At 72.9% G+C, this 23,486-nt stretch carries 16 protein-coding genes; 1 reads left to right on the top strand and 15 read right to left on the bottom strand.

Features of this window, described 5'->3' with window-relative positions; all coding sequences use genetic code 11:
- Positions 1-3,369, bottom strand: coding sequence for an FtsX-like permease family protein (locus IE134_RS12090; protein WP_189430433.1), 3,369 nt, complete (start codon positions 3,367-3,369; stop codon positions 1-3).
- Between the two features lie 212 nt (positions 3,370-3,581).
- Complete coding sequence (locus IE134_RS12085; RefSeq protein ID WP_006124491.1) at positions 3,582-3,986, bottom strand: globin; 405 nt, start codon at positions 3,984-3,986, stop codon at positions 3,582-3,584.
- A gap of 115 nt (positions 3,987-4,101) precedes the next feature.
- Here IE134_RS12085 and IE134_RS12080 point away from each other — a divergent pair, with 115 nt between their 5' ends.
- Positions 4,102-5,103, top strand: a complete 1,002-nt coding sequence (locus IE134_RS12080) for a methyltransferase domain-containing protein (protein ID WP_030721295.1) — start codon at positions 4,102-4,104, stop codon at positions 5,101-5,103.
- Positions 5,104-5,179: 76 nt separating this feature from the next.
- Here the strand turns inward: IE134_RS12080 and IE134_RS12075 are convergent, their stop codons facing one another.
- From IE134_RS12075 to IE134_RS12015, 13 genes are all read right to left on the bottom strand, one after another.
- Complete coding sequence (locus IE134_RS12075) at positions 5,180-6,586, bottom strand: FHA domain-containing protein (RefSeq protein ID WP_189430431.1); 1,407 nt, start codon at positions 6,584-6,586, stop codon at positions 5,180-5,182.
- A gap of 86 nt (positions 6,587-6,672) precedes the next feature.
- Positions 6,673-8,028, bottom strand: a complete 1,356-nt coding sequence (locus IE134_RS12070) for a vWA domain-containing protein (RefSeq protein WP_189430429.1) — start codon at positions 8,026-8,028, stop codon at positions 6,673-6,675.
- A 19-nt stretch (positions 8,029-8,047) separates the two neighbouring features.
- On the bottom strand, positions 8,048-9,499 hold the full coding sequence (locus tag IE134_RS12065) for a protein phosphatase 2C domain-containing protein (protein WP_189430427.1): 1,452 nt from the start codon (positions 9,497-9,499) through the stop codon (positions 8,048-8,050).
- Between the two features lie 2 nt (positions 9,500-9,501).
- Positions 9,502-12,366, bottom strand: a complete 2,865-nt coding sequence (locus tag IE134_RS12060) for a serine/threonine-protein kinase (RefSeq protein WP_189430425.1) — start codon at positions 12,364-12,366, stop codon at positions 9,502-9,504.
- Entirely contained in the window at positions 12,363-13,715 is a 1,353-nt protein-coding gene (locus IE134_RS12055; RefSeq protein WP_126931444.1) for a coiled-coil domain-containing protein, read from the bottom strand. The genes IE134_RS12060 and IE134_RS12055 overlap by 4 nt, the downstream gene beginning before the upstream one ends.
- Before the next feature lie 140 nt (positions 13,716-13,855).
- The gene (locus IE134_RS12050) at positions 13,856-14,890 is read right to left on the bottom strand and encodes a glutamate ABC transporter substrate-binding protein (protein ID WP_030721274.1); all 1,035 of its coding nucleotides are present in this window, start codon (positions 14,888-14,890) and stop codon (positions 13,856-13,858) included.
- Positions 14,891-14,901: 11 nt separating this feature from the next.
- A complete protein-coding gene (locus IE134_RS12045) occupies positions 14,902-16,287 on the bottom strand; it encodes a GlnX family signal transduction membrane protein (RefSeq protein WP_189430423.1) in 1,386 nt (461 codons plus the stop codon).
- Positions 16,288-16,599: 312 nt separating this feature from the next.
- Positions 16,600-17,574, bottom strand: a complete 975-nt coding sequence (locus tag IE134_RS12040) for an N-acetylglucosamine kinase (protein ID WP_030721268.1) — start codon at positions 17,572-17,574, stop codon at positions 16,600-16,602.
- Complete coding sequence (locus tag IE134_RS12035) at positions 17,565-18,830, bottom strand: 6-phospho-beta-glucosidase (protein ID WP_189430421.1); 1,266 nt, start codon at positions 18,828-18,830, stop codon at positions 17,565-17,567. Before IE134_RS12035 ends, IE134_RS12040 begins: the two co-directional genes overlap by 10 nt.
- Before the next feature lies 1 nt (position 18,831).
- On the bottom strand, positions 18,832-19,743 hold the full coding sequence (locus IE134_RS12030; RefSeq protein ID WP_030721263.1) for a carbohydrate ABC transporter permease: 912 nt from the start codon (positions 19,741-19,743) through the stop codon (positions 18,832-18,834).
- A 3-nt stretch (positions 19,744-19,746) separates the two neighbouring features.
- Complete coding sequence (locus IE134_RS12025; protein ID WP_030721260.1) at positions 19,747-20,688, bottom strand: carbohydrate ABC transporter permease; 942 nt, start codon at positions 20,686-20,688, stop codon at positions 19,747-19,749.
- Between the two features lie 7 nt (positions 20,689-20,695).
- Positions 20,696-22,027: an ABC transporter substrate-binding protein gene (locus IE134_RS12020; protein WP_098016769.1), complete on the bottom strand. Its 1,332-nt coding sequence runs from the start codon at positions 22,025-22,027 to the stop codon at positions 20,696-20,698.
- A 68-nt stretch (positions 22,028-22,095) separates the two neighbouring features.
- Entirely contained in the window at positions 22,096-23,328 is a 1,233-nt protein-coding gene (locus IE134_RS12015; RefSeq protein ID WP_189430419.1) for an ROK family transcriptional regulator, read from the bottom strand.
- Positions 23,329-23,486: the final 158 nt, after the last annotated feature.

The following is a 23,486-nucleotide window of genomic DNA, read 5'->3' as shown; positions in this document are numbered from 1 at the left end:
TCAGTGGTCCCCCTGGTGGCGCAGTGTGACCGCCGGGTCCCCGCGGCGCAGCGCCATCGTCGCGACGATCACGAGCGGCAGGGCGGCGACCCCGGCCAGCAGCGCGGCGACCTGCCCGGCGGGCAGCTCGACCAGCACCGGCGGAACAGGCCGGTCCGCCTGCCCGGTGAGCACGATGAGCGGGACGACGGCGCGGGTCAGCACCGTGCCGATGCCGAGCCCGATCAGCAGGGCGAGAGCGATCAGCACGCCCTGTTCGGCGGCGATCATCCGGGCCAGCTGGCGACGCGGGGCACCGAGCGCCCGCAACACGCCCAGCTCCGCCGCCCGTTCGCGCCGGGAGCCCGAAGCGCTGACCGCAAAGCCGACCGCCGCCAGCGCCGCCGCGACCACCGCGACGGCGGGCAGCGCCGACTGCGGCCCCGCTCCCAGCGGGTCGTCCACCAACTGCCGGGCGGCCTCGGCCCGGACCAGCACCTGGGCCGGGTCGGTGTCCGGCAGCGCGCGCAGCGCGGCGGCGACCTTCGGGGCGTCCCCGGGGGCAGCGCTCAGCCACCACTCGGTCGCCTCGATGGTGGCCGTCGTGCGCCCGGCCAGGAGTTCGGTGACGGCCTTGAGGTCCAGCAGCAGCGCGCCGCCGTACTGCGCCGGGTCCGCGGCGCCGGACAGCTCGGCGGCCCCGGTGGTCGGCAGTCGGCGCACCGCGTCTGCCAGGGTCACCCGGACGGTGTTCCCGGCCAGGGTGAGGTCGATCTCGTCCCCCAGCTTCGCGTTCGTGCTCTTCAGATAGGCGTCCGTCGCGACCGCCTTGAGCGGCGCGGCCTTCGGCCGGGCGGCGGTGATCCGCAGGGTGCTGGTGGTCGGCTCCCAGGTGTCCTCGCTGCTCACCCCGGTGTCGTAAGTGAAGTCCGGCAGGCCCGCTGCCCCGTTGCCCACCGGCGGTCTGCCGGGTCGGCTGTCACCGCTCTGGGTGAGCGCCATCGACGCGTCCCAGCGCACCGGTCCGGAGACCGGCACCGGGCGTTCCGGGCGTCCCTGGCCTGCGGAGTCCTCGGATTTTGCGGAGCCTTCAGACCCTTCGGGGGAGCCGGAGCCCGACGCTTTGTCGTCGCCGGATCCCGTGACCACGCGGACGTCGCTCACCGTGACCCGGCGCTTCTCCGCCCGGCCGTACGGCGGTTGGTCGTCCACCTCGATGCCGGTCACGGCCAGACCGCCCGCCGCCGACACCGTGAACGACACCGGGACCGGGCGGCCGTCCACGGGCACCGGACCGGCCAGGAACCGGTACGGGAGGCCGTAGCGGTCCTCCAGGAGCACGGTGACCACCGGCGGCGAGGTGCCGGGGGCGGCCTCGGAGCGTTTCGGCGACACCGTGGTGATCCGCAGGTCCATCAGCACCCGGGTGCTGCCCTTCGGGAGGACGAGCCCGGGGCGCGGGGTCCGCTTCGGGGCGATGGTGTCGAACACCCGGCGCGGGCTTCCGCCGACGAGGTCGGAGCGCATCAGCATCCCCTCGTCCGCGTGGGCGGTGTCCAGGGCGAGGATCTCGGCCGTGCGCCCCCCGGAGGCCTCCACCGTCGTCCGGTGGGCGGGCGCCGCCTGCCGCACCCCGTCCAGGCCGCTGTAGATCCCGGCCGACGCCGGACCGCTGCCGTGACCGCCCACCAGCCGGACCGACGCGCCGGAGCCGAAGTCGGCCTGGTCGGACTGCGAACGGTTCCACGAGGCGCTCTGGCCGATCGCAAGCATGCCCATCGCGACCGACAGGACCAGCAGCAGCACCGGCCCCGCGCCCCGCAACGGGCGGCGGCTGAACTGCCAGCCCGCCAGGGCCGCGGGCAGCCCCCGGCCCTTGGCCGCACGCCGTTCCGCGAGCCGCGCGGCGGGCGGCAGCAGCCGCAGCGTGAGGACCGTTCCGGCGAGCAGCGCGAGGGCGGGGGCGGTGACCAGCAGGGGGTCGATCCCGAGGTTGCCCGCCCGGTCGCCGGTGAGTGCCCCGCCGCCGGCCTGCCGGTCCAGCTGCCAGTACGCCACCCCCGCGATCAGCAGCAGCCCGAGGTCCGCGCCCGCCCGCACCGGCCCCGGCAGCGAGGCGGCCCGCGTCCTGCGCCCGCCCGCCCCGGCCGTCAGCGACGGGGCCACCACCGCCAGGGCGCAGGCCAGCGCGACGGCCGCGGAGACCAGCCACACGGTCCCGGTCGAGGCCGCGCCGACCTCCAGACCGATCCGGGACAGGGCGCTGCGCTCGGCCAGCAGCCCGGTCAGCGGCCCCGCGAGCAGCGGGGCGACCACGGCGGCGGGCACGGCCAGCAGCAGCGCCTCGATCGCGGCGAACGAGGTGATCCGGCCCCGCGAACCGCCCCGGGCCCGCAGCAGTTCGCGCTCGCCGTCCCGCTCGCTGTTCAGCAGCCGGGCCACGAGCAGCAGGGCGTACGCGGCCAGCAGGACCAGCTGCACCGCGACGATCATCAGCGTGGAACGGGAGACCAGCAGCGCCCGGTCGAGCTGGTCGAGCACGGTCGGCAGCGACATGCGCGCGGTGACACCGGCCTTGAACACCGGTGCGGCCGCCAGCGCCTTCGGGGCACCCGCCGACGCGTCCCGCAGCCCCGCCATGGAGCCGGTGGTCAGCGTGGCGAAGTCGGCGGCCGCCAGCCAGGACGTCTGCCCGCCGCCGAGCGCGCCCGAGGCGAGGACCGAGGGGTCGGTGAGCAGCGGGCCGTACGTCGTGAAGGCGAGCTTGCGCACTCCGCGCCCGCCCAGCGGGTCCAACTGCCAGTACGGGTCGGACCGGTCGGCCGCCTCGTAGACACCGGTGACCAGGACCCGCTGCTTCTTGTCGTCCCGCAGCCGGTCGGTGACGGTGAGCCGGGCGCCGGGCTTCAGCTTCAGCGCCTCGGCGGCGACGACGGGCAGCGCGACCTGTACGGGGGCGGTGCCATCGGAGGCGGCGGGCGCCCTGCCCTCCGTGACCCGCACGCGGCCGCGGTCGAGGGCGGCGAAGTGGGTGAGGTCCGGTTCGCCGCGCCGGGCGGCCGGGTCCTGGAGGCTTCGCGGCAGCGCGTACGACCCCGAACTCTCCAGCTTCCCCACGGTCACGGGCAGCCCGTCGAAGGCGTCGAGGGAGGCCTTACGGACGGCCTCGTCGGCCTCCGCGCGCTGTTCGTGGTCCACCGACGCGGACACGACGAGAGCGGCGGACGCGGCCGAGCGGTGGGTGAGCGTGTGGCGCAGGGCCGCGTCCCCCACGGAACCCGAGAACGCGGTGAGCGCGGCCAGGACGGAGGTGGTCAGCAGGACGGCGAGGACGGCCGCGGAGAGCAACAGGCGATGAGCCCGCACCCGCAGAAGGACGAAACCCGTCACCTGATCCCCCAGCCCCGGAAACACCACACGCGCACGCCCCCCGACGTACCGGTGATGCTTTCAGAGGCACCTGGGTTTCGGTAACCGCTTACAGGCGCACCTTGATGCGATCGTGATCGTTATCCGGAGGTGGAGCGTCGAATTCCGGAGGCGTCTGGTCACAGAACGTTCACGTAGCCGCCGACCGGTGGTCCGCCGACGTCCGGAAGCGCTCAGTCCGCGGTGTTGACCATCGAGGCGGCGGCGTACGTCAGGTAGTCCCACAGCTGCCGCTCGTGCTCGGGCGCGAGCCCCAGCTCGTCCAGCGCGACCCGCATATGGGAGAGCCAGGCGTCATGGGCCGCGCGGTCCACCCGGAACGGCGCGTGCCGCATCCGCAGCCGCGGGTGGCCCCGGTGGTCGCTGTAGGTGCGCGGGCCGCCCCAGTACTGCATCAGGAACAGCGCGAACCGCTCCTCGGCCGGGCCCAGATCCTCCTCCGGGTACATCGGCCGCAGCAGCTCGTCGCCCGCCACGCCCTCGTAGAAGCGGTGCACCAGGCGCCGGAAGGTCGCCTCGCCGCCGACCTGCTCGTAGAAGGTCTGCTCCTGAAGCGTGTCGCGCGGAATCTCAGTCACCCGTCCATGGTCGCAGACGCACCGCCCGAGGTCAGCGGTCCTAGGACCAACGTCCGGGATCGGAGCCCGTGTGCTCCCTCTCGCCCCCACAGCCCCGGCGCAGGACAGTGGAGACATGGGTGCACACCGGCAGGGCCCCTCCCCGTCCGCTCCCGACGCCGAGGCCGACGCGGCGCGGGACGCCCTCGTGCGGGAGATCGTCGCGCGGGGCGGACTCACCGATCCCGCCTGGCGTACCGCCTTCGCCGAGGTGCCCCGCCATCTGTTCGTGCCGTTCTTCTACGTGCACGGGATCGGGGGCTACGAACGCCTCGGGGAGGGCGCCGACCCCGGGCAACGCTCCCGCTGGCTGCACGGGGTGTACGCGGACGGGGCGCTGGCCACCTGGCTCAAGGACGGCGAACTCGTCTCGTCCTCCAGTCAGCCGTCCCTGATGGCCCTGATGCTCGACGCCCTCGATATGGCCGACGGACACACGGTCCTGGAGATCGGCACCGGCCCCGGCTACAACGCGGCCCTCCTCGCCCACCGGCTCGGCGACCCCGCCGTGACCAGCGTCGATCTGGACCCGGAGATCACGGATTCGGCCCGCGGCCACCTCGCCGCGGCCGGGTACCACCCGACGGTGATCACCGGCGACGGCGCCCGGGGCTGTCCGGAGCGTGCCCCGTACGACCGGATCATCGCGACCTGCACCCTGCCCTCCGTACCGCAGAGCTGGCCGGAGCAGTGCCGTCCGGGGGCGTTGATCCTCGCGCCGCTCGCCACCGGCCTGGTCCTGCTGGAGGTCCGTGCGACGGCGCACGGACCGCGCGCCGAGGGGCACTTCCTGCACACCCCGGCGTACTTCGTGCCCCTACGCGGGGCGCTGCCGCTGGCCGACGGGCTGCCGCACCTCGGCGGACTGCCGCGCCGGGTGGCCGGGGACGATCTGTTCCGGTTCCTCCTGACGCTGACCGCGGGCACCCTCGATCCGCACGAGGCCCTCTCCCTCTGGGAGCGCGAGGGGCGCCCGCAGCGGGAGAGGTACGGCATCACGGTCGGCCAGGGACGGCAGTGGGCCTGGCTCGACGACCCGCAGGGCCCCTACACCTGGCCGCTCGCCGCCGGCCGGTGAACGGGGGCGGCGAGCACCGGCGTCCTGCCCGGCCCGGCGTGTGCTCGGGCTTCTGCGCGGGCCCGGCCCGGCGGTATCAGTCCCGGCGGACCGTGATCGTCGTCCAGGCCCCGACGTGCACCTGGTCGCCGTCCTGGAGCGGCACGGGGACGTAGGGCTGGATCGGCTCCTCGGCGCCGTTCAGCGTCGTGCCGTTGGTGGAGTTCTGGTCGACGACCGCCCAGCCGCCGTCGGGCTGCTGCACCAGCACCGCGTGCTGGTGCGAGACGCCCGGGTCCTCCGGGGGCACCGACAGATCGACGTCCGGGGACTCGCCGGTGCTCTGCCGGCGGCGCCCGATGGTGACCTGGCTGCCGGTGAGCGGAAGGCGCTGCTCCGGGGAGTACGCGGGCAGGTTCAGCCCGGTCGCCTCGGGGCCGCTGCGCTGCATCATCGCGAGGAAGTACGCACGGTCCGGGGCGATCACGGCGGTCCAGGTGGCGGGCTGCTGCGGCCGGCCCTGGCCGGGCACACCGTGCTGCTGACCCTGGTCGTACCCCTGGTCCTGCCCGTGCTGCTGATGGCCCTGGCCCGGGTGACCCGGCTGGCCCTGGCCCTGGTGGGGGCCCGGCTGCTGGAACTGCTGGGGCGGCTGCGGCGGCTGCGCCTGGGAGGGCGGCGACAGCATCCAGTCGTCCCCGCCACCGGCGTGGCCCGACGACTGCGGAGGCGCGGGTGGCGCCGACTGCTGATGCTGCTGCGGCGGCGCGAAGGGCGAGGCCTGCTGGGGCTCGAACGGCGACGGAGCCGACTGCTGCGGTTCGAACGGCGAACGCGCCGACGGCGGGCCCTGCTGCTGGAACGCGGACGGCGGGGGACCCTGCTGGAACGACTGCGGAGGACCGCCCTGGCCGCCGTTCCCCTGCGGGCCGCTGTTCCCCTGCGGACCGTTCTGCTCCGGGGTGAGCGGCTCGGCGGGACGGTTCATCTGCGAGGGCCGCGAGCCCTGGTAGTCGAACGGGTCGCGCTGCTGAGGCGCGCCGGGCGGCCCGCCCTGCGCACCGGGACCACCGGGACCACCGGGGCCGGGCTGACCACCGGGCCCTCCAGGACCACCGGGGCCGGGCTGTCCGCCGGGGCCTTGCGCCTGGAAGCCGGGCGGCAGGTTGAGGCCGGGCGGCGGGCCGCTGGGCGTGCTGTGCTGCGGGGCCAGCGGGGTGTAGGAGGTCGCCGTGTTCGTGAGGAAGTTCCAGCGGCACTCCTCGCAGAACGGCGCCATCGCCTCACGCGGCGTACGGCACTGCGGGCAGAGCTCCGCCTGCATGGTGGGCTGTCCGCCACCGGTGCCGGAACCCGGCTGGGGGTAGCCGTAACCGGGCGCTGGCGGCGGGGGAGGCGGCGGGGGCACCGCGCCGGCGGGCGCACCGCCGGTCGTCATGCGGTGTCCGCAGACCTCGCACCAGTCCTCGGAACCCGACTGGTGTCCGTTCGGGCAGGTCGGCATGTCGGCGCTTCCCCCTCTCCTCTACCGGCCGCGGAGGCCGCATGCTTTCGGTCGCGGTGCCTTGACCGCGAGGTGATCGCTTTGTGCTACTTCTTGACGCGAACGGTCTTGGTGGAGCGCGTTTCGAGGGTCATCTCGTCCGCTTCCGCGACCTTCGCCTTGAGTCGCACAGTACCTGTCGCGGCATCGACGACGTCGACCACCTTCGAAAGCAGCTTCGCGGTGTCCTGGTTCCCGGACGCCGACGCCAGCTGCACCGCACGGCCCAGCTTCGCCGTCGCGCCGTCGAAGTCGCCCGACTTGCGTGCGTCCAGCCCCTGCTGGATGACTTGTGCCAGTTCCGCCTGACCCGTGTAGTGCGCGACCTGCGGATTGATCGAGGTCGACGCCACCATGTCGTCCGTCCACACGGCCCGTACGAGCCCCTGCGACAGCGTCTGCGGCGTGCCCGCGCCCGAGGGGTCGGGCAGGATCAGCGAGACCCGGGCCGCCAGCATCTCCTGGCCGATACCGGCCTCCGGCACCAGGACGCACACGTGGTAGTCGCGGGACTCGTCGCCCCAGGAACCGGTCGGGTAGTCCCCGGCCCGGGCGTTCGCCTCGGTGCGCCGGGCGGTCAGGTCGGCGACGGTCGGCGCGACCTGCTTCACGAACCGGATCTCCACGCCCACCGGGGTCCAGAGCCGCAGCGCGACGTCCGCGACCTCCTTGCCCATGGCGTTCTCCATCATGTGCGTGAAGTCCGCGGCCAGCCCCGCGGGGTCGGCGACGATGTCGGCCGTGCCGAGGAGGGCGGCGGCTATGCCGGTGACCTCCTTCACCTCCCAGTCGGTGCCGACCCCTCGGGCGTCGCAGGTGAACCGGCCCGCGCAGGAGTCCAGGGCCGCCCGCAGGTCCTCGGGCGACTCGTGCTCGTTGCGGCCGTCGGTCAGCAGGATGCCGTGCCGGATGGAGACGTCGGCCGAGTTCAGCAGCCGGTCCGCCAGCCGCAGCCAGGTGCCGATCGCGGTGCCTCCGCCCGCGCTCAGCTTTCGCAGGGCCTCCTTGGCCTGCGCCTTCGTCCGCGCGTCGGCGACCGCGAGCCGGCCGTTGCCCGGATAGACGTCCTTCGCCACATGCGTTCCGGCGACCACCGCGAATTGGGTCCCCTCGCGCAGGGTGTCGATGGCCGCGGCCGTCGCGTCGCGCGCGTTGCGCATCTTCGTCGGCGGGTAGTCCATCGAGCCCGAGCAGTCGACCATGAGCACCACGGCCGCGCCGGGCCCCTGCCCCGCCCCGTACGCGGGCGCCGCGTCCGCCAGCGGTATCCCGCCGGTGGTGCCGCCGCCGGTCGAGGTCACGGTGACGATCGCGTTGACCTCACGGCCGCCCTCGGGCAGGAACTCGTTCTGGTAGACCTCGACGGAGAACTGCGGCACCTGCGACTTGGAGAAGTTGGCCATCTGGTCGGCTCCTTGAGGCTCAAACGGTTTCGCAGGCCGATCCTGCCCCTTGCGGCCGGACGGCGAACGGCAGAAGTGCCACTGTTACGTTGTCGTGGCCCCCGCCGTCGAGCGCGTGTCCGACGAGCACCTGGGCGCCGCGCAACGGGTGTTCCTGGGCGTCGGCCGGGACCGCGGCGGCCATCTCCTCGGCGGACTCGGCGTAGTTCCACAGGCCGTCCGTGCACACGACGACCAGACCCGGCCGGTCCGGCTTGAACGCGGCGGTGTGCGGCTCCAGTTCGTACGCGTCGGCGCCGAGCCAGCCGGTGATGGCGTGGGCGCGCTCGTCCGCGTATGCCTCGGCCTCGTTCATCAGGCCGGCCGCCACCATCTGCGCGGCCCAGGAGTCGTCCTCGGTGAGCCGGGCGGTCGGCCGGCTCCGGTCCTCGGGCACCCAGTAGACCCGGCTGTCGCCGACCCAGCCGACGATCAGCAGCTCGCCCGCCATGACCGCGCCGACCAGGGTGCAGGCCGGGGCGTTCTGGTGGCGGTGCGCGTCGTGCTCCATCGCCCCGGCCGGCTCCTGCGCCAGGGCGTTGACCGCCTCGGACGCGGCGACGATCGCCTCGTGCATCGCCTGCTGTGGATGCGTACCGCGCGGCAGGGACTCCAGCAGCGACTCGTTGGCGGCGCTCGCGGCGGCGGCCGACGCCTCGTCGGGGCGGCTCGCCGAGGAGACGCCGTCGCAGACGATCGCGACGACGGCGGGCGAACCGTCCGGCAGCGCGGTCGAGGACACCGCGAAGGAGTCCTCGTTGCGGTGGTGGCGCAGGCCCCGGTCGCTCACCGCGGCCACCGAGCCGAGCTCCTGCTCCATGTGGTCGCGCTCACGGGGCTGGGCGTGCCCGCAGTTCTCGCAGTAGCCGTCGGGGTCCACCCGGCCGGAGCGGCAGGCCACACAGACCTTCCCCCCGGCGGCGGGAGCGGCGGCCGCCGCGGCGTGCTCGGCCGTACGGGGATCGGGCGCGGCCAGCGCGAAGTCACCGGAGTGCTCCGCACCGCCCGGCACCGCCCGGTCGTCGTGGCGCACCGGAACGGCCGAGGACTCAGGACCGCCGACGGGCTCCGGCCCGGGCCCGACCGGCGCGCCCTGCCCGGCCGCCGCACTCGGCTCCTGGGCCTGTTCCCGCTGCTGTACCTGCTCTGCCAAGGGCCTGCCGCCCGAGTCCGTCCCCGGCAGGTCCGACGGGCGGTGCACGGGCGCGGGCACGTCCGAACTGTCGGTCTCCGCGGCTGCGGGCCACCGCACGGCCTCGGACCCCGACGCGGCCGGGGGCACGGTGATGGCCATCGTGGGCCGGTCACCCGGGCGCCCGGGCACGGCCGAGAGGTCGTAGCCGCACGCCCCGCAGAACAGGTCGCCCGCGGCCGGCGGTTCCGCGCAGCCGGGGCACTTCGACAGGGCGGGCTGCTGGTGGCTCTGAGACATCTTCACACCCACGTCCGGGGGCGGAAACGGTTGGCCCGCTCCACCAGTTCGATCCTCTCGTCGCCCCGCTGCGCGAGCCGGGCGAGCATCCGGTACGAGCGCTCCAGCCCGAACCGCAGTCCCCGCTCAGTCAGTTCCGCGCCGAGCAGCTTCCGTGCATCCGGTGGACCGGCGGCCGGTCCGCCCGACCCCGGGACACCGGGACCACCGGAGAGTACCCAGTCGAGCGCCTTGCCCAGTACCTCCGTCGACAACTGCTCGTGCCGCACCGGGTCCAGACCGAAGGCGCCCAGCGCGGTCACCTGGCCCCCGGCGGCCGTCAGATCCGTCAGCAGCGGTTCCCGGTGCGAGCGCTCGCGCAGCCGCGCCCGGACGGCGGCGACCCGTGCCGCCGTGTAGTGGATCGAGGCCTCCGGCACCGACTCCAGGGTGCTCACCGCCGCACCCCGCTCCCCGGCGGCGATCTGCACCCGGGCCAGGCCGAACGCGGCGCTGACGAACCCGGGATCGGTCGCCCACACCAGGCGGTAGTACTCGGCGGCGTTGTCCAGCTGGCCCAGCACCTCCGCGCAGATCCCGAGCGCCAGCTTGGGCGCCGTCTCGCCGGGGAACGCGTCGTAGACCGCGTCGAAGGAGAGCGCCGCCGTCTCGTGGTCGCCGGTCACCAGCGAGGTGACGCCCCGATACCAGACGACCCGCCAGTCGTCCGCGTGTTCACCCTCCAGGGTGGTCAGCGCACGGGCGGCCGCATCCGGCTCCCGCATCTCCAGCCGGGCCCGCAGCTCCCGCAGCCGGGTCTCCAGCGAGGGGACGGGGACCGTGTGCAGGGCGGTGATCAGCTCGGCCGGGGCGGAGGCCATCAGACCCGCGAGGAAACCGGCGTTCGGGTCCAGCGCGTCGACCCGGGGGACCGGCAGCGCCAACGCGGTGGCCGGGGCGTCGAAGAGGGCGAGCCGGACACCGCCACCGGGGCCGTTCGGTCCGGCCGGGGCTGTCTGGACGTACGGTCCGGCCGGGGCACCGGTGGCATACGGTCCGGGCGCGGAGCCCGGGGCCTTGCCGGGCGCGCGGGGCGCCGGAACAGGTGCGTGCGCCGGGGGAGCGTACGGGAGCGGAGCCCCGCCGCCCGGCGCGGAGCCCCGGACATGGGTCGGCGGCACGGCCAGGGGAGCGGCGCCCGCCGCGTGACCCCCCGCCGGGCCGGACGGCTGCGCGCCCACCGGCAGCGCCCCGGCCACCGCGGACGTCACGGCCCCCGGCGCGACCGGAGCCGCACCGCCGTGGACCTGCCCCGCGCCGGCCTGCGCGGGAATGCCGGCCGGCTGACCACCGCGGCCCTTGCGGCGGCCCAGCAGCCCGCTCCGCGCGGAGCCGGTGTCCCGGCCGCCCAGCTGCGAGACGTTGTCCGTCTGCGGGGCGAACAACTCCGTGTCGACCACGCGCAGTTCCGCGCCGAACAGTGTCGACAGGGCCGGGCGCGGCCGGCCGGTCTGCAGCGCCACGACCTCCCGCAGCACCCCCGTCAGCTGCTCGGCCATCTCCGCGGCGGAGCCGAACCGGCGGGCCGGGTCCGGGTCGGTGGCCCGCACCAGCAGCCGGTAGAACGACTCGTAGGTGCGCAGCACCTCGATGGTGTCCGGGTCCGGCAGCGAGTCCACGAAGACGTTCGTGTACCCCTGGAAGTCGAAGGTGAGGACCGCCAGCGTCCGGGCCACCGTGTACAGGTCGGAGGCCACCGACGGGCCCAGCTCCGCCACCTCGGGGGCCTGGTAGCCGACCGTGCCGTAGATCGCGGACTCGTCGTCGTCCATCCGGCGCACCGCGCCCATGTCGATCAGCTTGAGCTGGTCCTCGGTCTGGATCGCGTTGTCGACCTTGAAGTCGCAGTAGAGCAGATTGCGGCTGTGCAGATGACCGAGCGCCTCCAGCGCCTCGATCCCGTACGCGCAGGCCTGCTCCACCGGCAGCGGGTCGCGCTTCCCGGCCGGGGTCCGGCGCTCGTTGGCGATCTCCTTGAGGGCCTTGCCGCCGACGTACTCCATGACGATGTAGCCGTCGAGGGAGCCGGTGCGCTGGTCGAGGTGCTCGACGAAGTTGTAGATCCGCACGATGTTGGAGTGCTCGATCTCGGCGAGGAAGCGGCGCTCGGAGATCGCGGCGGCCATCGCGTCCTGGTCGCCGGTGTCCAGCAGGCCCTTGAGGACCACCCAGCGGTCGGAGACGGCCCGGTCCACCGCGAGATACACCCAGCCGAGACCGCCGTGCGCCAGGCAGCCCACGACCTCGTACTGGCCGTGCACGATGTCGCCGCCGGTCAGCTTCGGCACGAAGGAGTACGGGTGGCCGCACTTGGTGCAGAACCCCTCGGTGCGGCCCTCCCGCTCACCGCGCGAACGGCCCACCGGAGCCCCGCAGTCCGAACGGGAGCAGAACCGCTTGCGCTCGGGCACCTCCGCCCGCTCCATCACCGCCGTACGCGGATCGGGCCGGGGGACGTCCGGGACCTCCACCAGGCCGACGCCGAGCCGCCCCCGGGCCGAGGCCGCCGACGTCGAGCCGGAGGAACGCACCGAGACCGAACGGGAGGTGGACGCCCCGGACAGTGAACGCGACAGCCGGCCGGAGACCGACCGGCGCGAGGTCGACGAACGGGACGAGGACCGCGCGGAGGCACGGGAGCTGGAGCGCTGCGAGGAACTGTCCCGGCTGCTCGCCCGGCCGCCCCCGGCGATCCCGGTCGGCGGCGAGGAGACCATCCCCGTCGGCGAGACGACCGGAGCCAGACCGCAGGTGTCGCAGTACAGCTCACCGCCGCCCATGTCCTCGTAATTGCCCTCGCACGCGGGGCGCTGGCACTGCGTACTCATCGTGATTCCCCCTGTTCGCCCGCGCCTTGCCCGCCCTGCGGTCCGTCGGGCCGGCGCGACGGCAGCGACTCCGCGACCGCGTGCTGGTAACGCAGGACGGCCTGCTCGGCGACCCGCAGATCGCACGGCGCACTCCACAGCATGCGGCGCGCCGCGTCGTACCGCTCGATCAGCAGCGGATCCTCCGCCAGGCCGTGCCGGGCCACCTTCGCCTTGTACGCGTCGAGCCGGCCGCGCAGCTCCGCGCGGACCGCCAGCGGCGCGGTCACCGAGGTCAACGACTCACGGGCACGCAGCAGTTCGTCCTCGGCCTCCTGCTCCAGGGACTCCAGCAGCGGCGACAGCCGGTGCCACTGGGCGTGCCTGCGGTGCTCCGACGCGGCCGCGAGACGCTCCTGAAGAGCGGTCGGCGGACCGCTGACCGCGGGCACCTCGGATGCGGCGATCTTCGCCAGCACCTCGCCGCGCGCCGCCCGCGCCTCCGTCAGGGTGCGGTCGGCCCGCGAGAGCACGTCCCGCAGCCGCACCAGGCGCGCCTCCGCGTCCTGCCGGACCGCGAGCACCGCCTCGATCTCGCGCCGTACGTCCTCCAGGGCGCGGGCGGCCCGGTCGTAGCGCGAGGTGTCGGGGCGGCCGCCGCCGGGCGCGGCGCTGCCGGGACCCGGCAGCCAGAACGCCAGCGGGTCCGAGATCACCTGCACCCGCAGCGTCGTCAGCTCCTCGGTGATCTCCGCCAGATCGTCCCCGGCCGGATGCTCACCGGGCCGCACCCCCACCGAGTGGGCCAGCGAACGCGTCCGGTGCAGCTCGGCCGCGAGCAGGTCGATCCGGGCGGGCAGTGCCGACCAGACGGAGTCGGAGGCGACGACCATGTCCAGGGACCTGGCGTACAGCTCGTTCATCCGGGCGACCAGCTCCTGGAGCGAGAACCGCTCGGAGAGCCGGGCCGGGCCGTCGGCCGAAGGCGGTGGCACCGCACGGGGGTTGGCGACCGTGACCGACTCGCCGCGCAGCAGCTCGGTCAGCGCGGCGAGGTCCTCCCGGTTCGGATGGCGGCGGCGCGCACGGATCTCGCGGGCCTCGGACAGCGCCCCCGCGTACGCGTCGAAATACCCCCACAGGAGGGTGATCGACTGCTCGGTGGCGGCCCAGCGCTCCCGGGTGACGCCGGTCAGCTCGGCGCCCTCCAGGAGCCGGCGCCCGGCGTGGTCCTGGAGCGCGAGGAGCGAGGTCTCGATGGCCTCGTGCTCCGCCCCGAGCCGGGCCAGCGCACGGTCCGCCTCCTCCCGGTCCATGACCGGTCCGGAGGGCCTCCCCGCGAAGCTGGGAAAGGATCCCGCGACGCCCATCGATCACCTCTCCGCTCTCCCCGCCGGGCCGGTCGGCCCGGCGGGATCGGTCTGCTTAGGTCTGCTCCGGCCCGCTCGTTCCGGTCGGTTCGCTGCTGTGGTGCTCGGTGCCGCGGCGCAGGTGCCGCGATGTCACCGGGTCAGTCGGTTCGGTACTTGGGGGCGGGCGGTGCGGTGATCCCGGGCAGGCCGGTCGCCAGCCACTTCTCGTAGGACCGCATCCAGGCGCTGTCCTTGCCGCCCGCCCGGTAGTCGACGAGGACCTTGTTGACCCGGGCCACCAGGTCGTCGGAGCCCTTCTTCGCGGCGACGCCGTAGTACTCCGTGGTGAACGGGTCCTTCCCCTTGAGCTCCACCGCCGGGTCCTGCGCCGCCTGCCCGGCCGCCAGGGCGTTGTCCGTGACGACCGCGTCGACCTCGCCGAGCTGGAGTCGCACCAGACAGTCCAGCTGGTTGGGCACGGTCAGCCGGTCCGGGTCGCGTTCGGTGCCGTCGAAATCGTCCTTGTAGAGCGCCCCGAAGGACGTCTCCTCCAGTGCCTCGTACGCCGTGGAGCCCTCGGCCGAGCAGACCCGCTTGCCCTTCAGCGAGGAGTCGTAGCCGGTGATCGGCGACTCCTTCGGGGCGAGCACCTGCTGCCCGGCCTGGAAGTACGCGGTGGAGAAGGAGACCTGCTCCAGCCGCTTGCAGTTGATCGTCATCGTCCGCACGACGACGTCGACCCGGTCGTTCTCCAGGGCGGCGATGCGCTGGTTGGTGGGGATGGCCCGGAAGATCACCGCGTCCGGGTCGCCCAGGAGGTCATCGGCGATGGCCCGCACCAGATCGATGTCGAACCCCTCCAGATCCCCGCTCTCCGGATTGCGGTAGCCCCAGCGGAAGCTGTTCTGGTCGACGCCCGCTATCAGCTTGCCGCGCTCCTTGATCCTGTCGATGTTCGGCCCGTCGGCCCCGGACGCGGGCAGGCTCGCCTCCGGCTCCGTGCACGCCTCGGCCCGGGTCCGGTCGGCCGTCACGACCCCGCCCGACGTGCCCGCCCCGGCCGATCCGCCGTCGTGGTGGGCCAGCGGCAGCAGCGTGACCGCGGCGGTGACCGCGCACGCCACCGCCATCCCCGTCACCCCGCCCCAGCCGCGCAGGCCGCCGCGCCCGGGCCGGTCCTTCGGCCTGCTCATCGCTGCCCCTCTCACCGGTACTCCGAGAGCCTGCGGTTGACCCCGACGATGACGGCGACGGCCCCCAGCACCGCCAGGGCCGCGGCCCCGGTCGGCAGGCCCCGCAGGGCCCCGCGCCCGTCCTTCGCCGCCGAGGTGAACTCGCCCTGCTCATGGGCGAGCGCCTTCTCCAGCGCGGCGTCCACCTGCTGGAAGGACTGCCCGGTGGACTTCTCCGTCCCGATGATCTGCGCCAGCGCGCCGTCGTAGTCGCCCCGGTCGTCCGTGGCCCGGGCCTCGCGGTGCCGCGCCTGCCACTGCGCCACGCCGTCCGCCGCCGTCGCCACCGGCGCGCTCCCGCTGTCGTCGTCCGCGAGCCGCCCGGCCTTCTCCAGCTGCGCCTTCAGCGCCGTCATCCCCGAGCTGTAGTCCGCCTCGTACTGGTCGGCGGAGCCGTCGGGCGTCAGCACCGCGCCCCGCGCCACCAGCGTGAGGTTCTCGTTGGCCCGCGCCTTCAGGGAGTTGATCCGGGCGTCGTTGAGGACGTCCAGCGACTCCTGCCCGTGCACCATCGCCGACCGCAGCTCCGCGCGCGCCACCGTGTGCCCCACGGCCAGCCAGAGCACCACCACCGATGCGGCGGCCGTCGCCGCCAGCAGCCCGTGGTTCAGCACCCGGTTCGTCCGGCGGTAGGTGCGCCGCTGCATCCACCCCAGCGCGCCCAGCACGACGATCCCGGCCCCGATCGACCACAGCGGCCACTGCCGGGCGTCGGCCGAGTCGCTCTCCAGTCGTCCCGTCTCCGCCGCGTACAGCCGCTCGGCGGCGGGGAGCATCTCGCCGGTCATCTTCTGGTTCGCGTACCGGAGATAGGCGCCGCCCAGCGGGAGGCCCTGGCGGTTGTTGGCGCGGGCGCGCTCGATCAGGCCCGTGTACACCGGGAGCAGCTTGTTGAGGGTGGCTATCTCACGGCTGGAAGCGCTGGCGGAGTCGGTGCTCCCCGACGCCTTCACCAGCAGCCGGGCCGCCTCCTCGATGTCCTTCCGATACTGCTCCTGCACCGCCTCGGGCTCCTGCGCCCCCGCGAGGAACCCACTGGCCGCCGTGGTGTCCGCGTCCGCCAGGAAGCGGTAGATGTCCGCCGCGTCGGCGCTGAGCGGCTGGCTCCGGCTGACCACGTCGTCGGCCGAGGAGGCCCGCTGCGATATCTCCAGCGTGGTCACCGCGCCGAACGCGACGACCAGCAGGGCCAGAACGGCCCCGATGATCTGGAGCCGGCCGGGCTCGGTGGTCGCCACGGCACGCAGGCGCCGCGCCTGCGTGGTCCACGTGGTGCGCTGTGCGGGCACGCCGACGTGCCCGGACACCGGGTCCGGCGTACGCAGCGTCTGCGCGCCGCCGCTCGGCGGGTGTGTCACTCGACCTCCCCCTCGGTCACTGACAGTGGGTTCCCCGTCCCGTCCCCGTCATCAGTCCCCGCATTCGATCAGGGCGGACGCGGCCGATCAAGGCAAGCAGCACAACGTGCCCGGATACATCCCCATAAGCGAACGGACTTCCCATCAGGTACACGTTCCAGAAGCCCGATCGGTTCCCTCGCGCCCCTCGTACGCCAGTCGTTCACCCGTACGAGGAAGGTACGAGGAACGAACGAGAAGCGTCCCCCCACGCGGTCTGCGTGGAGGGACGTTTCCTCGGCGTTTCTCCGACGATTCGTGTACCGGAAACCCTCAGGCGTACCGCGCGCGCAGCCTCTGGTGGACCTCGGGGCCCGCGCCCGTCCGGTCCAGGCCCAGCAGCGCCGCGCCCAGCACCGGCGGCTCGGACACGACGCGCACCTCGGCCTTCGGGGCGCGGGCCGCCAGCAGCGCGGCGATCCGGTCGTTGAGCTGCGGGTGCCGCGCGGCCAGCACACTGCCGCCGAGCAGCACCGGAACCTCCTCCTCCAGCAGATCGAGGCGGTCCAGCGCGACCGAGGCCATCGCCACCACCTCGTGCGCCTGCCGCTTCACCAGCGCGGCCGCCACCGGGTCCCCGGCCTCCGCCGTCGCGAACAGCACCGGCGTCAGCTCGTGCCGCCGCCCCAGCGGGATCGCGCCCCGGTGCAGCGCCTCGATCAGCCCGTACATCGAGTCGAGCCCGAAATGACGCGGCAGCGCGCGGGCCAGCTCCGAAGCCTCGCCGCGCCCGTCCTCGGCGCGCGCGGCGAACCACAGCGCCTCCTCCGCGAGCCCCGAACCGCCGCCCCAGTCACCGGAGATGCGCCCGATCGCGGGGAAGCGGGCGGTCCGCCCGTCCGGGGTCATGCCCACGCAGTTGATCCCGGCCCCGCACACCACCGCGACGCCCCGGGGCTCGTCCACCCCGGCGCGCAGGATCGCGAAGGTGTCGTTGCGCACCTCCACCGAGGAGCCCCACCCACGCGCCCCCAGAGCGGCGGCCAACTCGGCCTCCTCGACCGGCAGATCGGCGTTGGCCAGACACGCCGACACATGACCGGCGAGGACGGGCGGAGCCGGCAGCTCGGCGACCGCCCGCTCCAGCACCCCGGCCAGCACGTCGATCGCGGCCTCCACCCCGATCACGGGCGGCTGGAAACCGCCGCCCCGCGCCGTGGCCAGCACCGTGCCGTCCTCGCCGATCAGTGCCACATCGGTCTTGCTGTTGCCCGCGTCGATGGCGACGACCGACACGTTCACGCCCACGCCAGGTGCTCCCGGTTGTGCGCGATCAGCCGGTCGGTGAGGCCCTCGGCGTAGTCGAACTGGCCGATCAGCGGGTGGGCCAGCAGCGCCTTGAAGACCCGGTCCCGGCCCCCGCGCAGCGCTGCTTCCAGGGCGAGGTCCTCGTACGCCGTGACATTGGCGATGAGACCGGCGTACAGCGGGTCCAGAGCCGGGACGGCCAGCGGCGTGGCACCGTCGCGCCCGACCCGGGCCTGCACCTCGATCACCGCGTCGTCCGGGAGGAACGGCAGGGTCCCGTTGTTGTACGTGTTGACCACCTGCACCGAGGAGCCGCCGTCGCCCAGCAGCGAGGCCGCCAGGTCCACGGCCGCCTCGGAGTAGAACGCGCCGCCGCGCTTGGCGAGCAGCTCCGGCTTCTCGTCGAGCGCCGGGTCGCCGTACATCTCCAGCAGCTCCTTCTCCATCGCCGCGACCTCGGCGGCCCGCGACGGCTTGGTGCCCAGCTCCCTCACCACCTCGTCGTGGGCGTAGAAGTAGCGCAGGTAGTAGGAGGGGACGACGCCGAGCCGGTCCACGATCCGGCGGTCCATGCGCAGGTCGTCCGCGATGGCGTCGCCGTGCTCCGCGAGCAGCTTCGGCAGGACGTTCTCGCCGTCGGGGCCGCCGAGGCGCACCCCCAGCTCCCAGCTCAGATGGTTGAGCCCGACGTGGTCGAGGTGCACCTGGCCCGGCTCCACCTCCAGCAGCCGGGCGAACTTCCGCTGGAAGCCGATCGCCACGTTGCACAGGCCGACGGCCTTGTGCCCGGCCTGGAGGAGGGCGCGGGTGACGATGCCGACCGGGTTGGTGAAGTCGATGATCCAGGCGTCCGGGTTGGTGCGGCGGACCCGCTCCGCGATGTCCAGGACGACCGGCACGGTGCGCAGCGCCTTGGCGAGGCCGCCGGCGCCGGTGGTCTCCTGGCCGACGCAGCCGCACTCCAGCGGCCAGGTCTCGTCCTGGTTGCGCGCGGCCTGCCCGCCGACGCGCAGCTGGAGCAGGACCGCGTCGGCGTCGGCGACGCCCGCGTCGATGTCGGTGGTCGTCGTGATCTTCCCGGCGTGGTCCTGCTTGGCGAAGATCCGCCGGGCCAGGCCGGAGACCAGCTCCAGGCGGTCGGCCGCCGGGTCGACGAGCACCAGCTCCTCGATCGGCAGCGTGTCCCGCAGCCGGGCGAATCCGTCGATCAGTTCAGGGGTGTAGGTGGACCCGCCACCCACTACTGCGAGCTTCATGTCAGCCCTTTACTCCGGTCAGTGTGACGCCCTCGACGAATGCCTTCTGGGCGAAGAAGAAGACGGCGATCACGGGGGCCATGACCAGAACGGTCGCGGCCATGGTCAGGTTCCAGTCGGTGTGGTGTGCGCCCTTGAAGGATTCGAGGCCGTAACTGAGCGTCCAGGCGGCCGGGTTCTCCGAGGCGTAGATCTGTGGTCCGAAGTAGTCGTTCCAGGCGGCGAAGAACTGGAAGAGGGCGATGGCCGCGATCCCCGGCCTGGCCATCGGCAGGACGACCTTCATCAGCGTACGGAACTCACCGCAGCCGTCGACCTTCGCGGCGTCCAGGTATTCGTTCGGGATGGTCAGCAGGAACTGCCGCAGCAGGAAGATGGAGAACGCGTCGCCGAAGGCCATCGGGATGATCAGCGGCCACAAGGTGCCGGACAGGTCCATCTGCTTGGCCCAGAACAGGTACATCGGGATGATGACGACCTGCGGCGGCAGCATCATCATCGAGATGACGAGCATCAGCGACAGCTTGCGCCCCCGGAAGCGGAACTTCGCCAGCGCGTACGCCACCGGGATCGACGACACCACGGTGAGGACGGTGCCGAGACCCGCGTACAGCAGGGTGTTGCGCCACCAGGTCAGAAAACCGGGGGTGTTGAAGACCCGTTCGTAGTTGCCCCACTCCCAGGTGTTGGGGGTGAGGTCGCGGGTCAGGGCTTGCTGGTCGCTCATCAGCGACGTCAGCACCACGAAGACGAACGGCAGCACGAAGAAGAGCGCGGCGGCGATCCCGAGGGAGTGCACGGCGATCCAGTGCAGCAGCGCCTTGCGGCGTGCGGTGCGGGCGGCGGGCGTGCGCGAGGGGCGCTCCGGGGAGGCGGCAGCGGCTTTGCGGACAGGGTCGAGAAGGTGGGTCATGGCTCAGTCACCGGCCGAGATCAGGTTGTTGCGGCCCCGCATCAGCAGCGCCGTGAAGGCCATGGCCAGGGCGAACAGCACGAGGGCGACGACACAGGCGGCGCCGTAGTCGAAGCGCTGGAAGCCCAGGTTGTAGACGAGCTGCGGAAGCGTCAGTGTCGACTTGTCGGGATAGCCGGGTTCGAAGGACTGGCCGGAGCCGCCGATGACCCCGGAGGCGACCTTTCCGGCCACCAGCGGCTGTGTGTAGTACTGCATCGCCTGGATGACGCCCGTCACCACCGCGAACAGCACGATGGGCGAGATGTTCGGCAGGGTCACGAAGCGGAACTTCTGCCAGGCGGACGCCCCGTCCAGCTCCGCCGCCTCGTACTGCTCGGTCGGCACGTCCAGCAGCGAGGCCATGAAGATGACCATCAGGTCCCCGATGCCCCACACCGCGAGCATGGTGAGCGCCGGCTTGGACCAGGAGGCGTCGTTGAACCAGCCGGGCGTCGGCAGCCCGAAGTCCCCGAGGATCGCGTTGACCGGCCCGGTGCCGGGGTTGAGGAGGAAGACGAAGGCGAGCGTCGCGGCGACCGGCGGAGCCAGATAGGGCAGGTAGAACAGGGTCCGGAAGACCCCGGTGCCCGTCTTGATCTTCGTGATCAGCAGCCCGATTCCGAGGCCGAACGCGACCCGGCAGGTGACCACGACGAGCACCAGCCAGAGCGTGTTCCGCAGCGACGGCCAGAACATCGGGTAGTCCTGGAAGACGTACGTCCAGTTGGTCAGCCCGTTGAATGCCGGCGCCCCGAACCCGTCGTAGTCCGTGAACGAGAAGTAGACCGTCGAGACCATCGGATAGGCGAAGAAGAACGAGAACCCGATCAGCCACGGCGACATGAAGGCCGCGTTCCGCAGCGCCGACCTGCGGCGCTTGGAGCGGAGGGTGTGCGTCGTCATCGTCGGGCTACTTGGCCTTGGCGATGTCGGTGTCGATCTGCTGCGCGGTCTTCTCCAGACCCGCCTGGAGGTCCTTCACCGCGCCCTTCTCGTACTGGTAGCCGAAGTCCTGGAGGGTCAGCTGGTACGTGGCCCCGTTGACGGCCCCGTCGGAGGTGCTGGACTCCGGGTGCTGGGCGATGTCCAGGAAGGTCTTGAAGCGCGGGTCGAACTTCAGGCCGGGCGACTTCAGCGCCTCCAACGTGGAGGGCACGTTCCGGATGCCGTTGGAGAAGTTGACGACCGCCTCGGTGTCGGTGGTCATGAACTTGACCAGCTCCCAGGCGGCGTTCTGCTTCTTGCTGGCCGGGGCGATGCCCACGATGGTGCCGGAGAGGTAGCCCTTGCCGTAGCTGTCCGCCTCGTCGTCCGCGACAGGCATCGGCGCGACCCCGATCTCGAAGTCCGCCCCGGCGTCCTCGGCCATCCCGAGCCGCCACTCGCCGTCCAGCTGCATGGCCACCTGGCCGGTGTGGAACGGGTGCTTGGCGCCCCACTCGTCACCGAAGGTGCCCCGGTACTTCTCCAGCTTGCTGTAACCGCCGAGGTTGTCCACCAGCTTCTTCTGGTACGTGAACATCTTGGCGAACGCCGGGTCCTTGGCGATGTTGGACTTGCCGTTCTCGTCGAAGTAGGCGTGCTCCCACGAGGGCATGTAGTGGCTGACGACGGTCTCGTAGCCGTGGAAGTTCGGCATGAAGCCGAGCTGCTGGTAGGTGTCGCCCTTCTCGACCGTCAGCTTCTTCGCCACGTCGGCCAGTTCGGACATCGTCTTCGGTGGCGCGGTGATCCCGGCCTTCTCGAAGGCGTCCTTGTTGTAGTAGAGGCCGTAGGCGTCGGTGAGCAGCGGCAGGGCGCAGCGCTTGCCCTCGAACTGGGTGTAGTCCAGGAGGACCTTCGGGAAGGTCTTCTCCAGGTTCAGCTTCGACTTCTCGATGAACGGCTGCAGATCGGTGAAGGCGCCGGACGAGCAGAACTTGCCGACGTTGGCCGTGGTGAAGGACGAGACCACGTCCGGCCCGTCCGAACCGCCCGCGCGCAGCGCCTGGTTGAGCTTGTCGTCGTTGATGTTGCCGGAGACCTTCACCGTGATGTTCGGGTGGGCCTTCTCGAACCGGTCGATGTTGTCCTGGACCGCCTTCACCTCGGCGGGCGCGCTCCAGCCGTGCCAGAAGTTGATGGTGGTCTTCGCGTCCGGATCGTCGGAGGCGCCGGCCTCGGACTGGCCGGTACACGCGGTGGCGAGCACCGATATCGCGGCGACGGCGACAGCGGTGGTGGTGAGACGGCTGGTGCGCATGACAAAACTCCCAGGGACCAGGGGCGGGGAAGAGAGGCAGACGACGGGGGATGCGGGAAGGGGGCGGTTCAGCGCGAGGTGTCGAACACTTCGTCGCGGGTGTCGGCGAGCGCCCTCTCCAGGGCGCCGCGCAGGACGGGGGTGCGGTCGATCTCGCCGACGACGAGACGCGGCCGGGAGGCGGCCAGCTCGGCCAGCTCGGACTGGATCAGGGAGCGCAGGATCTCGCCGCCCGCGGCGACCGCCCCGCCGGAGAGCACGATCAGCCCGGGGTCCAGGACGGCGGTGACGGAGGCGAGGCCGGTGGCGAGCCGCTGGGCGTACTGGCGCAGCAGCTCGGTGAGCGCCTCGTCCTCCTCGTACGCGGCGGCCGCCCGCGCCAGCAGTTCGGCGGCGACCTTCGCGTACGGCTGCTGCGGGGTGTCGATGCCCAGCGCCTTCGCGAGCCGGGGCACCGCCTGGGCGCCCGCCAGCTCCTGGAAGCCGCCGCTGTTGGCCTTGACGACCTGGCGGACCAGCGGGGTGCCCGGCACCGGCAGGAAGCCGACCTCGCCCGCGCCGCCGGTGAAGCCGCGGTGCAGCCGGCCGTTGATGACGAGGGCGGCGCCGAGGCCCTCCTCGTTCCACAGCAGGACGAAGTCCTCGTGGCCGCGGGCCGCACCGAGGCGCTGCTCGGCGACGGCGACGAGGTTGACGTCGTTCTCGTACTCCACCGGCATCGGCAGGAACGAGGCCAGCTCGTCCAGCAGGGTGGGGGAGTGCCAGCCGGGCAGGTGCGAGGCGTACCGCAGCCGCCCGGTGCCCGGGTCGAACGCGCCCGGGGTGCCGATGACGATCCGGTGCACGTCCGCGCGGGTCAGCCCCGCGTCCTTGACCGCCCCGTCCAGCGCGTCGGCGACCTGCCGCACCACGCTGTCGGCGCGCCGCCCCGGGGTGGCCAGCTCGAACTGCCCGACGGTCGCCCCGGTCACGTCCGCGACGGCGGCGACGATGCGCTGCCCGTTCACGTCCAGCCCGGCGACATGGGCGGCGCGCGGGTTCACCGTGTAGAGCTGCGCGTTGGGTCCGGGGCGCCCCTCGCTGGTCCCGGTGGCGACGACGAGCCCGGCGGCCTCCAGCCGTGCCAGCAGCTGGGAGGCGGTGGGCTTGGAGAGCCCGGTCAGCTTGCCGACCCGGGTCCGGGAGAGCGGCCCGTGCTCCAGCAGCAGATCGAGGGCGGCCCGGTCGTTCATGGCCCGCAGCACGCGCGGGGTGCCCGGAGTGCCGGATGCGCCGGGTGAGCCCGGAGTGGTTCCCGCCATCGTGGATGCACCGCCCTCTGTCAGGAACTCACGTCCGTGACGTCCGCCCGCGACGTTCGTGCGTGACGTCCGCCGTGACTCTGTTAGGAAAGTTTCCTATTCGGTTGAGAGGACGGTAGGGCGCTGGTCACCGGGGCGTCAATGGGTGCCACCCGTCC

The sequence above is a fragment of the Streptomyces rubiginosohelvolus genome (assembly GCF_014649875.1).
Taxonomy (GTDB): Bacteria; Actinomycetota; Actinomycetes; order Streptomycetales; family Streptomycetaceae; genus Streptomyces; species Streptomyces rubiginosohelvolus.
The sequence above is the reverse complement of the archived record's forward strand: the minus strand, read 5'-3'. Positions and strand labels throughout refer to the sequence as shown.